Source organism: Streptomyces sp. NPDC013455 (genome assembly GCF_040632975.1).
In the GTDB taxonomy this organism is placed as follows: domain Bacteria; phylum Actinomycetota; class Actinomycetes; order Streptomycetales; family Streptomycetaceae; genus Streptomyces.
On the sequence record NZ_JBEYCX010000001.1, the window covers coordinates 223,004 to 236,211 of the forward strand.

General features: G+C 74.6%; 13 protein-coding genes. 5 read left to right on the plus strand and 8 right to left on the minus strand.

Going from position 1 to position 13,208, the window contains the following annotated elements; all coding sequences use genetic code 11:
* Positions 1-65: 65 nt before the first annotated feature.
* Positions 66-848 (plus strand): alpha/beta fold hydrolase, encoded by a 783-nt coding sequence (locus ABZ576_RS00965; RefSeq protein WP_360734228.1) that lies wholly within the window; start codon positions 66-68, stop codon positions 846-848.
* Positions 841-1,458, plus strand: coding sequence for a hypothetical protein (locus ABZ576_RS00970; protein WP_360734230.1), 618 nt, complete (start codon positions 841-843; stop codon positions 1,456-1,458). The genes ABZ576_RS00965 and ABZ576_RS00970 overlap by 8 nt, the downstream gene beginning before the upstream one ends.
* 43 nt (positions 1,459-1,501) lie before the next feature.
* On the opposite strand, the gene ABZ576_RS00975 is transcribed toward ABZ576_RS00970, so the two are convergent.
* From ABZ576_RS00975 to ABZ576_RS01000, 6 genes are all read right to left on the minus strand, one after another.
* On the minus strand, positions 1,502-2,260 hold the full coding sequence (locus tag ABZ576_RS00975; RefSeq protein ID WP_360734232.1) for an endonuclease/exonuclease/phosphatase family protein: 759 nt from the start codon (positions 2,258-2,260) through the stop codon (positions 1,502-1,504).
* Between the two features lie 202 nt (positions 2,261-2,462).
* Positions 2,463-3,416, minus strand: coding sequence for an ROK family glucokinase (locus tag ABZ576_RS00980; protein WP_360734234.1), 954 nt, complete (start codon positions 3,414-3,416; stop codon positions 2,463-2,465).
* A 67-nt stretch (positions 3,417-3,483) separates the two neighbouring features.
* Positions 3,484-3,975, minus strand: coding sequence for a DUF5304 family protein (locus ABZ576_RS00985; protein WP_360734236.1), 492 nt, complete (start codon positions 3,973-3,975; stop codon positions 3,484-3,486).
* 55 nt (positions 3,976-4,030) lie between these two features.
* On the minus strand, positions 4,031-5,203 hold the full coding sequence (locus ABZ576_RS00990) for an ArsA-related P-loop ATPase (protein WP_360734239.1): 1,173 nt from the start codon (positions 5,201-5,203) through the stop codon (positions 4,031-4,033).
* A 44-nt stretch (positions 5,204-5,247) separates the two neighbouring features.
* Positions 5,248-5,691, minus strand: coding sequence for an SRPBCC family protein (locus ABZ576_RS00995; RefSeq protein WP_360734241.1), 444 nt, complete (start codon positions 5,689-5,691; stop codon positions 5,248-5,250).
* A 120-nt stretch (positions 5,692-5,811) separates the two neighbouring features.
* The gene (locus ABZ576_RS01000) at positions 5,812-6,567 is read right to left on the minus strand and encodes a metallophosphoesterase (RefSeq protein WP_360735487.1); all 756 of its coding nucleotides are present in this window, start codon (positions 6,565-6,567) and stop codon (positions 5,812-5,814) included.
* Positions 6,568-6,904: 337 nt separating this feature from the next.
* Here ABZ576_RS01000 and ABZ576_RS01005 point away from each other — a divergent pair, with 337 nt between their 5' ends.
* Positions 6,905-8,701 carry an AMP-dependent synthetase/ligase gene (locus tag ABZ576_RS01005; protein ID WP_360734244.1) on the plus strand — a complete coding sequence of 599 codons (1,797 nt, stop codon included), beginning with the start codon at positions 6,905-6,907 and terminating at the stop codon, positions 8,699-8,701.
* A 131-nt stretch (positions 8,702-8,832) separates the two neighbouring features.
* On the opposite strand, the gene ABZ576_RS01010 is transcribed toward ABZ576_RS01005, so the two are convergent.
* Complete coding sequence (locus ABZ576_RS01010) at positions 8,833-9,975, minus strand: glycosyltransferase family 4 protein (protein ID WP_360734247.1); 1,143 nt, start codon at positions 9,973-9,975, stop codon at positions 8,833-8,835.
* A 119-nt stretch (positions 9,976-10,094) separates the two neighbouring features.
* On the opposite strand from ABZ576_RS01010, the gene ABZ576_RS01015 reads away from it, so the two are divergent.
* Both ABZ576_RS01015 and ABZ576_RS01020 read left to right on the plus strand, forming a co-directional pair.
* The gene (locus ABZ576_RS01015; protein ID WP_360734250.1) at positions 10,095-11,330 is read left to right on the plus strand and encodes a glycosyltransferase family 87 protein; all 1,236 of its coding nucleotides are present in this window, start codon (positions 10,095-10,097) and stop codon (positions 11,328-11,330) included.
* Between the two features lie 142 nt (positions 11,331-11,472).
* Positions 11,473-12,015 (plus strand): PadR family transcriptional regulator, encoded by a 543-nt coding sequence (locus tag ABZ576_RS01020; protein ID WP_360734253.1) that lies wholly within the window; start codon positions 11,473-11,475, stop codon positions 12,013-12,015.
* Here ABZ576_RS01020 and ABZ576_RS01025 read toward each other — a convergent pair.
* The gene (locus ABZ576_RS01025) at positions 11,996-13,183 is read right to left on the minus strand and encodes a hypothetical protein (RefSeq protein WP_360734256.1); all 1,188 of its coding nucleotides are present in this window, start codon (positions 13,181-13,183) and stop codon (positions 11,996-11,998) included. The genes ABZ576_RS01020 and ABZ576_RS01025 overlap by 20 nt on opposite strands.
* Positions 13,184-13,208 lie beyond the last annotated feature (25 nt).

A 13,208-nucleotide genomic window follows, 5' to 3' on the forward strand; every position in this document is an offset into this window, starting at 1 on the left:
CGGAGCACCGTCAATGGGCCCGACGACCCTGGTCGGTGTCAGTGCGGTCGCGTACGGTGAACCCCATGCCAGTTCTCCCCGGAGCCGAGCCGTACCGCCACGACGGCGGAGAGGTGGGGGTCCTCCTCTGCCACGGCTTCACCGGCTCGCCGCAGTCGTTGCGCCCCTGGGCGGAGCACCACGCCGCCCACGGCCTGTCCGTGTCGCTGCCCCTGCTGCCCGGCCACGGCACCCGCTGGGAGGACATGCTGCTCACGGGCTGGCAGGACTGGTACGCGGAGGTGGACCGCGCGCTGCGGACGCTCACCGAGCGCTGCTCCCGGGTGTTCGTCGCCGGCCTGTCGATGGGCGGGGCGCTGGCCCTGCGGCTCGCCGCCCGGCACGGCGAGCGGATCGCGGGCGTGGTGGTCGTCAACCCGGCGAACAAGGTGCACGGCCTGTCGGCGTACGCCCTTCCGGTGGCCCGGCATCTCGTCCGCACGACGAGGGGCATCGCCAGCGACATCGCCAAGGAGGGCGCGGCCGAGCTGGGCTACGACCGGGTGCCGCTGCACGCCGCGCACTCGCTGCGGGTGTTCCTGCGCCGGCTGGACGGCGAGCTGCCCCAGGTCACCCAGCCGTTGCTGCTGCTGCGCAGTGCCCAGGACCACGTCGTCCCGGCGGCCGACTCGGCGCGGGTGCTGAGCCGGGTGTCGTCCACGGACGTCACGGAGACCGTGCTGGAACACAGCTACCACGTGGCGACGTTGGACAGGGACGCGGACCGGGTCTTCGAGGAGAGCCTCGCCTTCATCGGCCGGCTCGCACCCGGTGTCGGCAAGGAGGAAGGGACGGCCGCAGTTGGCTGAGCACGAGTCCGACCGTGAGGACCGCGGGGACCGCGAGCCGGACGAGCAGGGGGTGCCGTTCGACGAGGACGCCGCCTGGCAGGCCATCGTCGCCGGGTACGGCGAGGAGCCGCCGGACCCGCCCGGCGCCCGGCCGTTCAAGTCGGTGGAGGACCTCGCGCTTCTGGAGAAGGGGATGAGGGAGGCGGAGGAGCCTCAGGAGGCGGCGGAGGCGGCGAGCGAGCCGCGGACCGACGCGGACGATCCCGCGGGCCGGCAGCCGGTCCGGCCGCTGGGCGGCTCGGTCTCCTTCGCGCCCGGCGTCGGCCCGCGCGACTACAAGGCGCCCGAGCCGTCCGACGACGACTTCGACGAGGACGACGAGGGCCACTTCGTGCCGCCGGAGCCGCCGCCGCTGCCGTCCGCGGACACCACCGCCAGGTTCGCCTGGCTGGGAGTCGTCGGCGGCCCGGTCCTGCTCCTGCTGGCGGTGCTGCTCGGCTGGGAGATGACCTGGTGGCTGGCCACCTGCGGCATCGGCGGCTTCCTCGGCGGCTTCGCGACGCTGGTGACGCGCATGCGGACGGACGACGGGGAGGACGACGACCCGGGCCGCGGGGCGGTGGTCTGACGCCGGACGGCGGCGGGGATCCGAGGCCGGAGGCCGGCGGCGTTCACACCGCCGGCCGTGGCGCGGGGACCCGGAGGGCGGCCAGCACCGGCAGGTGGTCGGTGGCCGCGGCCAGGTCGGCGCGGGTGACGCCGGGCAGGTCCAGGGGGACGCCGCAGCCGAGCACCTCGACGCCCCGGCTGGCGAAGATGGCGTCGATGCGCTGACGGGGGTCGGCGGGGGTGGAGGTGAACTCGCCGCCCCACGGTGCGGTCGCGCGGCAGTCCTGGAGGTTCTCGGCGAGGCGGCGGAAGGTGGGGCCGTCGGGGCGCTCGTTGAGGTCGCCGCCCGCGACGGCGTGTTCCACGCCGAGGCCGGCGAGGCGGTCCAGGAGCATGCCGCCCTGCGCCAGGCGCTCGTCCCGCTGGAGGCTGAGGTGGCAGCTGACGACGCCGAGGCGGGCGCCGCCGAAGCGGACCACCGCCGTGGCGAGGCCGCGCCGGTGGAGGCCGGGGGTGAGGGGGAGGAGGACGTCCTCGGTGCGCTCGACGGTGGCGCGCAGACCGCACAGGATCGCGGGGCCCGCGGCGGTGGCGCCGCCGGTGAGGACCACCTGGCCGGAGGCCGCGGCGAGACGGGCCAGTTTCTTGCGCCAGCGGAAGAAGCGGGGGGCTTCCTGGACCAGGACGAGATCCGGGGAGCAGGCGGCGATCACTCGGGCGAGGGCGGCGGTGTCGTCGCGCATCGAGCGGATGTTGTAGCTCAGGACCCGGATGACCGCGGAACCGTCCGCTTCCGTACGGGAGTTGGGGAGCAGCGCCATGTGGATCAATGTAACGCCCCCGGCCCGGGGCGCGGGCCGCGCGCGGCCGCCGGTGCGCGGTGTCCGCTCGCGCGGCCGCGCGCCGGCGGGGCCACGACCCGGTCCCCGCCGCCCTGGGCGGGGGCGGGGACCGCGAGCCGGGGCGGACGTCACTTCCCCGCGCTCGGCTCCGCTCGCGCGGGGGGACCCCCGGCCGTGGGCGTCACATGATCGGGTCGGGTTCGCGCGCCAGGTCCGCCGCGCCCACCAGGCCCGCCTTGTTGCCGAGCCGGGCCGCGATCACGTCGGCCACCGGACGCCAGTTGCCGCCGACCAGCCAGCGCTTGTACGACTTGCGGATCGGGTCGAGGACCAGGTCGCCCTCGTCGGAGAGGCCGCCGCCGACGATGAACGCCGACGGGTCGAACAGGGAGGCCAGGTCGGCGAGGCCGGCGCCGGCCCAGCGGGCCAGCTCCCGGTAGGAGTCCACGGCGACCGGGTCGCCCTGGCGGGCGGCCATGGAGATGTGCTTGCCCTCGATGCCGTCGGGGGTGCCGTCGCCCAGCGACAGCAGCACCTCGGCGCGCTCGGGGGTGGCGTTGGCGCGCTGCTTGGCGTAGCGCACCAGGGCGCGGCCGGAGGCGTACTGCTCCCAGCAGCCCTGCGAGCCGCAGCCGCACAGCAGGCCGTCCGGGACCATCCGGATGTGGCCGAACTCCGCGGCCACGCCGAAGTGGCCGCGGCGCAGCTTGTTGCCGATGATGATGCCGCCGCCGAGCCCGGTGCCGAGCGTGATGCAGATGACGTTGCGGTGGCCCTTGCCGGCCCCGAACCTGTACTCGCCCCAGGCGGCGGCGTTGGCGTCGTTCTCGACCACGACCGGCAGGCCGGTGCGGGCCTCGACCTTTTCCTTGAGCGGCTCGTTGCGCCAGTCGATGTTGGGCGCGAAGTACACCGTGGAACGCTGCCGGTTGACGTAACCGGCCGCGCCGATACCCACGCCGACGATCTCGTGCCCGGCGCGCGCCCCCTCCACCGCCGAGGCGATGGCGTCCACGATGGCCTCGGGCGTGGTGGGGGTCGGCACCTTGAAGGTCGAGAGGATGTTGCCTTCCTCGTCGACCACGCCGGCCGCGATCTTCGTGCCGCCGATGTCGACGCCGATGGTGAGTCCCATGAATCCCTCAGTTTCGGTCGAGCCCCGCTACGGCCAACCGTACCCGAGCCCCCGCCGTCGCAGGGCTTCAGTCCAGGTCGATGCGCTCCCCCGGACCGCTGCCCTCGCCCGGGTCGCGCCGGCCGTCCGGTCCGTCGTCCGCCGCGCCGGCCGCGCGGGACGTCCAGCGGCGCTCCTGGGCCTGGACGGCGGAGCGGTAGGCGGCGAGCAGCTCGCCGCCGGCCGCGGCCAGATGGTCGAACACGTCCGGGTTGCGGTCTATGACGGGCTCGACGGCGGCCTTCGCCTGCTGGACGACCTGCCGCACCATCTGCTGGGCGGCGGGTCCGGCGAGGCCGCCGAGGAGCGGTGACGGCAGGCCGGCCAGTCTGTCGGCCACCGTGTCCACGAGCTTCTTCAGTTCCTCGGCCGCCGAGCCCGGCTGCGGACCGTGCTCGGCGCGGCGGCGGGCCTGCTCCGCGGCGAGGTCCTCGGCGCAGGCCGCGGCCCAGGCGTCGGCGTCGGTCGCCCCCGGCGGCTGCTCCTCGACGGGGTCGGGTGCGGGGCGCTCTTCGCTCATGACGGCTCCTGACTACGGTTCGCCTTTACGACGTTACCCGAACGGGCGTACCCGTTCACCGTCCCGCGGCGGGCCACAGGTCCGGGTCCGGGGCGAACCGGATGCGCAGTGCGCCGTCCCGGAGTCCCGCCCCGGCGACGGTGCAGCGGCGCAGGGCGGAGGGCAGCGGGACGATGCGGCGGAAGGGACCGGCCGTGATCAGGAGTTCGTCGCCGCGCCGGACCAGGTCGAGTTCCTCCCGTATCGCGCCGGGCAGCGGGAGGTGCCAGACCAGCACCCCGTCCTCGGCGATGCGGTCGAGGACAGGCCACTCGACCGGGTCGGGCGCCGGGTTGACGGCGGGCACGGCGAGGGCGTCGAGGTCGTCGCGGCCGTGCGGGTCGCGGCCGAGGTGCGGCACGCGGTGGACCTCGTGGGTCTCCTCCCAGTCGGCGAGCGTCTTGCGCTGCTGGGCGAGGAGGGAGGAGACCCAGCTGTCGGGGGCCGTCTCGGGCAGCGTCCGGTTGGCGATCAGGGCCTCGGTGCGCAGGCCGCGCAGGGCGAGGCCGAGGGTCGCGGTGCGGACGGCGTCGGCGCCGGCCGGGCCGGGTTCGGCGACCAGGCGTACGGCCGTGTTCCGGTCGGTGAGGACGGCCTCCACGGCGGCCAGTTCGAGGTCCCAGCGGGCCGCCGTCTCGTACAGCCAGTCGGCGGGCATGGGCACGCCGGCCAGCCGGCCGAGGACCGGGCGCAGGGCGCGGGCGGCCTGCCGCTCGGGCGGGAGCAGGCGGCGCAGGTAGCGGCGCAGTTCCTCGGGCAGGGCGAGCAGGGGGAGCGCCTGCGCGAGGGGCGGGAGGTCGACGACGAGGAGGTCGTACCGCTCGGAGAGGGCCGCGTCGCGCAGCGCGCGCAGGAAGGACAGTTCCTCGGCACCGGGCAGCGGGGTGACCTCCTCGGCGTCCAGGCGGGCCGCGCCGAGCAGGTCGAGGACGTTCGCCGCGCGCGTCTGGAAGGCGGTGAGGTCCTCGCGGAAGCGGGCGACCGCGTCCGGCCGCCAGGCGGTCAGGTGCGGGGTGACCTCGATGGGGGCCGGTCCTGTCGCGGTGCCCAGGGCCGTGCCGGGGGTGTCCGTGCGGTCGGCGCTCAGCAGGAGGGTGCGGTGGCCGTCGCGGGCGGCGGCGAGCGCGGTGGCGGCGGCGACGGTGGTCCGGCCGCCGCCGCCCGGGCCCGTGATCAGGATGGTGCGCATGAGGGTGAACGGTACCGCCGTGCGCGAGAGGCGGACCGGAGCGACTACTGCTGCCCGGACTCGACCCTCTTCTTCAGACCGGCCAGGGCGCGGTCGATGATGACCTTCTCCGCCTTGCGCTTGATCATGCCGAGCATGGGGATCTTGACGTCGACCGTGAGGGAGTAGGTGACCTCGGTCGCGCCCGAACCCGCCGGCTTCAGCAGGTAGGAGCCGTCCAGGGAGCGCAGCATCTGGGACTTGACCAGGGTCCAGGAGACCTCGTGGCCGCCGGTCCAGGTGTAGGCGAGGGTCTGGTCGTCCTTGATGGCGCCGGCGTCCATGACGAGGCGGACCTGCTCGGCGCGGCCCTGCTCGTCGGTGGCGAGGACCTTCGCCTCCTTCACCTCGCCGGTCCAGTCCGGGTAGCGCGCGAAGTCGGCGATCACCGCCATGACGTCGGCCGGAGCCGCCTCGATCGTGATGCTCGAACTGGTGTGTTCCGCCATCGCCGTGGCTCCTCCAGATGCGGGCCGTGTTGAGAGGTCCGTGCGCCGGGCTGCGCACGTGTGTGCAGCGTGAAGGCTACCGCGCCGCCGACCTGCCGCCTTCACCCCGTCTCCAGGGCCTCACCATTCGAGCGCCCAGGGGGTGCCGGTGCCGGCGAAGTGCCCCACGTTGACGCACTCGGTGGCACCGATCCGCATGCGGCGCGCCAGCGGCTGGTGCACGTGGCCGAAGAGCGCGTAGCGCGGCCGGGTGCGGCGGATGGCGTCCAGCAGGGCCACGCTGCCCCGCTCGAAACGGCGGGCCACGGTGTCGTAGACCAGCTCGGGCACCTCCGGCGGGATGTGGGTGCACAGCACGTCCACCTCGCCGACGGCCTCGATCTTCGCCGCGTACTCCTCGTCGCCGATCTCGTAGGGCGTGCGCATGGGGGTGCGCAGGCCGCCGCCGACGAAGCCGAAGACCCGGCCGCCGATCTCCACGCGCTCGCCGTCGAGGACCGTGGTGCCGGGCCGGGCGTACTCCGGCCACAGCCGGGGCATGTCGACGTTGCCGTACGTGGCGTACGTCGGGGTGGGGAAGGCGGCGAACAGCTCGGCGTACTGGCCGCGGACCGCCTTCTCGATGGCCGTGGCCCGGTCGGCGCCGATCCCGTCCCACAGCCGGGCGCCGAACTCGCGGGCCTCCGCGAACCGGCGGGCGGTGCGCAGCTCCACGAGCCGGTCGGCGTTCTCCTTGCCGAAGAGGTCGGGGAAGATGCCGCGGGAGTGGTCGGCGTAGTCGAGGAAGAGGACGAGGTCGCCCAGGCAGATCAGGGCGTCGGCACCCTCGCCGGCCCGGGCCAGGTCGCGGGCGTTGCCGTGCACGTCGCTGACCACGTGGACGCGGGTGCGCCGGCTGCCGCTGCGTGTGGATGCCATGGCGATCAAGCGTAGGCGTGTGGGGTGTAGGTGAACAGTGCCGGTGCCGCCTGCGGTTACTGGCCGGTCGGTTCGGCCGTGGACTACTGTGCGCGAAGGAACGCCCACGTGTGTGACGCAGCGAACATCTCACCGGGACCCCCTGTCGTAGACGCCATACCGGCGGGTAACGTCCGGGCAGTCCAGTCGTGCTCAGGTTTTCAACAAGTGAATCCCCGAGCACTGCCCGAGCCTTGGACCGCACCGTCGCATCGCACAACGTCGTGGCGCCGGCGCCCTAAGAGGAGCAGCAGTCTTGCGCGAGTTCAGCCTTCCGGCTTTGTACGAGGTCCCTGCGGACGGCAATCTGACCGACATCGTCCGCAGAAACGCCGCGCAGCATCCCGACGTCGCCGTCATCGCCCGCAAGGTGGGCGGTGCCTGGCAGGACGTGACCGCGCGGGAGTTCCTGGCCGAGGTGCGCACCGCCGCCAAGGGCCTCATCGCGGCCGGCGTGCAGCCGGGCGACCGGGTGGGCCTGATGTCCCGCACGCGGTACGAGTGGACGCTGCTCGACTTCGCGATCTGGAGCGCCGGCGCGGTCACCGTGCCGGTGTACGAGACGAGCTCGCCGGAGCAGGTGCAGTGGATCCTGTCCGACTCGGGCGCGACCGCCTGCGTCGTGGAGCTGGACCACCACACGGCGGCCGTGGAGTCGGTGCGCGAGTCGCTGCCCGCGCTGAAGCACGTCTGGCAGATCGACGCCGGCGGCGTGGCGGAACTGGGCCGGCTCGGGCAGGACGTCTCGGACGAGACGGTGGAGGAGCGCTGCTCGCTGGCCAAGGCCGACGACCCGGCGACCATCGTGTACACGAGCGGCACGACCGGACGCCCCAAGGGCTGTGTGCTCACCCACCGCAGTTTCTTCGCCGAGTGCGGCAACATCGTGGAGCGGCTGCGCCCGCTGTTCCGCACCGGTGAGTGCTCGGTGCTGCTCTTCCTCCCGCTCGCGCACGTCTTCGGGCGGCTCGTGCAGATCGCGCCGATGATGGCGCCGATCAAGCTCGGCTGCGTCCCCGACATCAAGCACCTCACCGACGAGCTGGCCGCCTTCCGGCCGACGCTCATCCTCGGTGTCCCGCGCGTCTTCGAGAAGGTGTACAACTCGGCGCGTGCCAAGGCGCAGGCGGACGGCAAGGGCGCGATCTTCGACAAGGCGGCGGACACCGCGATCGCGTACAGCAAGGCGCTGGACACCCCCTCGGGCCCGTCGTTCGGCCTGAAGCTCAAGCACAAGGTCTTCGACAAGCTGGTCTACGGCAAGCTGCGCGCGGTCCTGGGCGGCCGGGGCGAGTACGCCATCTCCGGCGGTGCCCCGCTCGGCGAGCGGCTCGGGCACTTCTTCCGGGGCATCGGCTTCACGGTGCTGGAGGGCTACGGCCTGACGGAGTCCTGCGCGGCGACCGCGTTCAACCCGTGGGACCGGCAGAAGATCGGCACGGTCGGGCAGCCGCTGCCGGGCTCGGTGGTGCGGATCGCGGACGACGGCGAGGTGCTGCTGCACGGCGAGCACCTGTTCAAGGAGTACTGGAACAACCCGGGCGCCACCGCGGAGGCGCTCGCCGACGGCTGGTTCCACACCGGTGACATCGGCACCCTCGACGAGGACGGCTACCTGAGGATCACCGGCCGGAAGAAGGAGATCATCGTCACGGCGGGCGGGAAGAACGTGGCGCCGGCCGTGATCGAGGACCGCATCCGGGCGCACGCGCTGGTCGCGGAGTGCATGGTGGTCGGCGACGGGCGGCCCTTTGTCGGTGCCCTGGTCACCGTGGACGAGGAGTTCCTGGGCCGCTGGTGCGCCGAGCACGGCAAGCCGGCCGGCTCCACCGCGGCGTCGCTGCGCGAGGACCCGGACCTGCTCGCCGCGGTCCAGGCGGCGGTCGACGACGGCAACGCCGCGGTGTCGAAGGCGGAATCGGTGCGGAAGTTCCGCATCCTGTCCTCCCAGTTCTCCGAGGAGTCGGGCCACCTCACCCCGTCGCTGAAGCTGAAGCGGAACGTGGTGGCGAAGGACTACGCGGAGGAGATCGAGGCGATCTACGCCAAGTGATCCCCCGGCGGCCTCATGGCGCGGTGTCCTCGGCGAGGACCCGCGCCATGGTGCGTCCGTAGGGGTGCACCGACCGCCGGCCGGGTGCGCCGGTCCGGTCGCGGCCCGGCGCCCGGCGGGGTGAGACACCCCTACAGCAGGGTTCTCAGCCGCTCCGCCAGCAGGTCCCAGCGCCACTTCTCCTCGACCCACCGGCGGCCCCGCTCGCCCATCCTGCGCCGCAGCTCCGGGTCCCCGAGCAGGACCACGATCCGCTCGGCCGTCTGCTCGGCCGAGCCGCCCCGCACCACCCAGCCGGTCTCGCCCTCCAGGACCGCGTCCGGTGCGCCGCCGGAGTCGCCCGCGACGACCGGCAGCCCGGTGGCGGACGCCTCCAGGTAGACGATGCCGAGGCCCTCCACGTCCAGGCCGCCGCGGCGGGTGCGGCAGGGCATGGCGAAGACGTCACCGGCTCCGTAGTGGGCGGGCAGCTCGGACCAGGGCACGGCGCCGGTGAAGCGCACCGAGCCGGCGACCCCGGTCTCCCGGGCCAGGCGGCGCAGGTCCCGCTCGTAGGGGCCGCCGCCGACGATCAGCAGGACGGCGTCCGGCTCGGCGGCGAGGACGCGCGGCATGGCCCGGATCAGGGTGTCCTGGCCCTTGCGCGGCACCAGACGGGAGACGCAGACCACGACCGGACGGTCGGTGAGCCCGAGCCGCGCGCGGACCTCGTCGCCGCCGGAGGCCGGGTGGAAGGTCTTCTCGTCCACCCCCGGCGGCAGCTGCACCATGCGGCCGGCCGCCTCGGGGGTCAGGGCGGTGGCGATCCGGGAGCGGGTGTACTCGCCCAGGTAGGTGATCGTGTCCGTGGACTCGCCGATCCGGCGCAGCAGCTGCCGGGCGGCGGGCAGCTGGGCCCAGCCGGCCTCGTGCCCGTGGGTGGTGGCCACCAGCCGCTCGGCACCGGCCCTGCGGAGCGCGGGAGCCATGAGGCCGAGCGGGGCCGCCGCCCCGAACCACACCGAGGTGCAGCCGTGCTCGCGGAGCAGCCCGACCGCCCGCCGGGTCGTCTGCGGGGTGGGCAGCAGCATGGTCGTACGGTCCCGTACGACGGTGAAGGGCTGCTCGGCGTCGAAGGCGGCGGTGGCCTCGGCGCCCTCCCGGCCGCGCTTCCAGGTGGAGGCGTAGACGACCAGCCGGCCGGGGTCCAGACGCAGGGCCATGTTGTGCAGGAAGGCCTGGATACCGCCCGGCCGGGGCGGGAAGTCGTTGGTCACGATCAGGGTCTTGTGCATCGCCGCCGACCCTACCGAATGGGCTGTCCCCCGGCCGGGCCCGGCCGGGTCTGTGGCACGCGCACAGGATCGCGGGACATCATGGTCGCCCGACACGGAATCGAACGGCAGGGGATCAGGTGGAGACGAAGGGTGCCGGGCGGTCCTCGGCATGGCTGCTCGCGACCTGGGGCCTCACCCGTGCGGTGCTGCTGCTCTTCGTCTTCCGGGTGTACGCCTTCCCGGGCCCGGACGTCACCTCCGACGTGTCGGTGATCTACCGCGGCTGGTACGAGGTCCTGCGCCAAGGAACGTTTCCGCTGGACGACGTGACCTGGCAGTACCCGCCCGCCGCCGCCCTCGCGATCCTCTCCCCCGCCGCCCTGCCCTTCCTGTCGTACACGCACGCCTTCTTCGTGCTGGCCTGCCTGGCCGACGCCGTCGTCCTGGCCCTGCTGTGGGCCGCGGGCCGGCGCTCCGGCCGGACCTCGCGCGGGGCCTGGGTGTGGGTGGCGGGCGTCCCGCTGCTCGGGCCGACGGTGTACGCCCGCTACGACGTGATGGTCACCGCGGTGGCCGTGGGCGCGCTGCTCGCCGGGGCCCGGCACCCGCGCGCGATGGGCGCGCTGACGGCACTCGGGGCGCTGCTGAAGGTGTGGCCGGCGCTGCTGCTGGCCGGCGCGGCGACCCGGCGGGTGTGGCTGTCGGCGGCGGCGACCGCGGCCGGCCTCGCGGCGCTGTTCGCGGTGTCCATGCCGGGCGCCTTCGCGTTCCTGACCTTCCAGCGGGACCGGGGCACCGAGGTGGAGTCGCTGGGCGCCCTGGTCTTCCACGTGGGCCGGCACTTCGGCTGGCAGGGCGAGGTGCTGCTGAACTACGGGTCGATCGAGTTCCTGGGCCCGCACGTGGACCGGGTCAGCACGGCCGCGCTGGTGCTGACCGGGACCGGCTTCGGCTGGCTGCTGCTGTGGCGGCTGCGCGCGACCCGCACGGCGCCGCACACGGTCGCCGAGGCGGCCTTCACGGCGGTGCTGCTGTTCACGGTGACCAGCCGGGTGATCAGCCCGCAGTACCTGGTGTGGCTGGTCGGCCTGGCCGCCGTCTGCGTCTCGCACCGGGCGAGCCGCATGGGCAGGCCCGCGCTGCTGGTCGTCCTCGCCTCCTTCGTGACGGTCCTGGAGTTCCCGCTCGGCTTCTCGCACGTGGTGGCGAGCGACGGGTACGGCATCACGCTGCTGGTGGTGCGCAACGGCCTGCTGCTCGCCGCCACGCTCACGGCGGCCCGGCGGCTGTGGCGCTCGACCGTGCCCCCGGCCGCGACCGCCCCCTTCCCGCCGCAGGCCACCCGCGCCCCGCAGACACCGGTCTCCTCCTGACGGCCGGCCCGCCGCGGCGGTCTCTCGCGGCGGGCTGCCTCGTTTCGAGGTGGCGCGGGGAGAACTAGCATGGCCGCCGGGCCCGCCGGGTGCGGCGAGCCGGGAACGGGGGCCGCCGGGACGGACCGCGGGGAGGACGCGGGTGCTGGAGCTGTCGATCCTCGGCTTCCTCGCCGAGGAAGCGCTGCACGGGTACGAGCTGAAGGAGCGCATCACGGCGCTGAGCGGCCTGAGCGGCCATGTCCGCCCGGTCAGCGACGGCGCGCTCTACCCGGCCATCAACCGGCTGCTCGCCGCCGGTCTGCTCGACCAGCGGTCCGGCCAGGGCCCGAGCGCCGCCCCGCGCCGGGTGCTGGTCCTGACGGAAGAGGGCAGGGCGGAGCTGCTGCGGCGGCTGCGCGGCCCCAGACAGGCGGAGATCACCGACCCCGTCCGCTTCCACACGGTGCTGGCCTTCCTGCGGCACCTGGACGACCCGGCCGAGCAGGCCGCCGTGCTCCGGCGCCGCCTGGACTTCCTCGCGGCCCCGGCGGGCTCCTCCCGGCGCGCGGGCGGGCCGGGGCGGGCCCCGGAGGCCGGGGACCTGTTCCGGGAGGGCCTGCTGCGGGTCGCGCGGGCCGCCGGGGACGCCGAGCGGGAATGGCTGCGGGAGGCCATCGCCACCCTCAGCCGAGCTCGGTCGTGACGTACGCGCGCCAGCGCGCGGTGAACTCCTCCAGGGTCGTCCCGAGCACCGTGCCGAGCGCCTCCTCGACCGCACCCGCCCGCTCGCCGTGGGGGCCGACGGCCCGGTAGAAGGCGCCGAGCCGGGCCGTGCCCCACTGTTCGGCGATCATCCGGCAGGCCAGCCAGCCGCCCTCGTAGGCCCGGGCCAGCTTCGCGGGCTCGCCGGTGAAGCCGAACTCCTCGTCGGCGGGGAGCGCCTCGGGCACCTCCCCGTCGCGGACGGCACGGGCGAGTTCGGGGGCGGCGTCGGCGGGGGTGCGGCCGGTGCCGAGGTAGCCGACCCAGTCGGCGTAGCCCTCGGAGAGCCACAGCGGGGTTGCGGCGGTGGTGTGCGCGCGGGTGGCGACATGGGTCGTCTCGTGCGTGAGGACGACCTGCCTGCCGACGTCGCCGAGGACCTCGTACGCCTCCGGGTTGACCACCACCCGGTCGGCGGGCGCCCGGCCCGGGCCCCCCGCCTCGCCCGTGGTGACGGCGGCGATGCCCCGGTAGTCGGCGGCGGGTGAGCCGAGCAGGGCCGCCATGCCGGCCAGGGACCGCGGCACGAGGATCACGACCCGGCCGGTCCACTCCGTGCCCCAGGCCCGGGAGACGGCCGGGACCGCGCGGTCGGCGAGCCGGGCGAACGGCCTCAGGCCCGCGGCGGACCGGCCGGTGCCGAGCACCAGGCTGTGCGCGCCCCGCACGGCGGTCACCGTGCCCTGGTCCCACAGCTGCTGCCCGCCCTTCCCGGCGGGCCGGTCGGCGGTGACGTACCAGGTGCCGTCGGCGGTGCGGCCGAGGGTGAGGGTGCGGCGGGCGTCGACCGGGGCCTTGTCGTAGCCCGCGACGCGGTAGCGCAGGTCGGCGTCGGCGGTGGCGCCGGAGGACGTGCGGCGCAGGCCGGTGACCCGGTAGCTCCAGGCGGCCAGCGGCAGGGCGCGCAGCCGGGTGTACTGCGCGCCGGTGCCCGTCGCCGCGTACGCCCTCTCGTCGTGGCCGAGCAGCGCGGCCGAGCGCCGGTCGAGGACCTGCTGCACCTCGGCCCGGGCCCGGTCGGTCGCCGGCTGCCCGCCGCACCCGGCGAGGGGCAGCAGCAGCACGAGCCCCACGGCCCCGGTCCCCCACGTCCGCCTGCGCCCAGCCACTTCCCGATCGTACGGCGCGCAGCGC

Coding starts and splice junctions, on each gene's coding strand:
- ABZ576_RS00965 (WP_360734228.1), top strand. CDS start 66: ATGCCAGTTCTCCCCGGAGCCGAGCCGTACCGCCACGACGGCGGAGAG.
- ABZ576_RS00975 (WP_360734232.1), bottom strand. CDS start 2,260: ATGGCGCTGCTCCCCAACTCCCGTACGGAAGCGGACGGTTCCGCGGTC.
- ABZ576_RS00980 (WP_360734234.1), bottom strand. CDS start 3,416: ATGGGACTCACCATCGGCGTCGACATCGGCGGCACGAAGATCGCGGCC.
- ABZ576_RS00985 (WP_360734236.1), bottom strand. CDS start 3,975: ATGAGCGAAGAGCGCCCCGCACCCGACCCCGTCGAGGAGCAGCCGCCG.
- ABZ576_RS00990 (WP_360734239.1), bottom strand. CDS start 5,203: ATGCGCACCATCCTGATCACGGGCCCGGGCGGCGGCGGCCGGACCACC.
- ABZ576_RS00995 (WP_360734241.1), bottom strand. CDS start 5,691: ATGGCGGAACACACCAGTTCGAGCATCACGATCGAGGCGGCTCCGGCC.
- ABZ576_RS01010 (WP_360734247.1), bottom strand. CDS start 9,975: ATGCACAAGACCCTGATCGTGACCAACGACTTCCCGCCCCGGCCGGGC.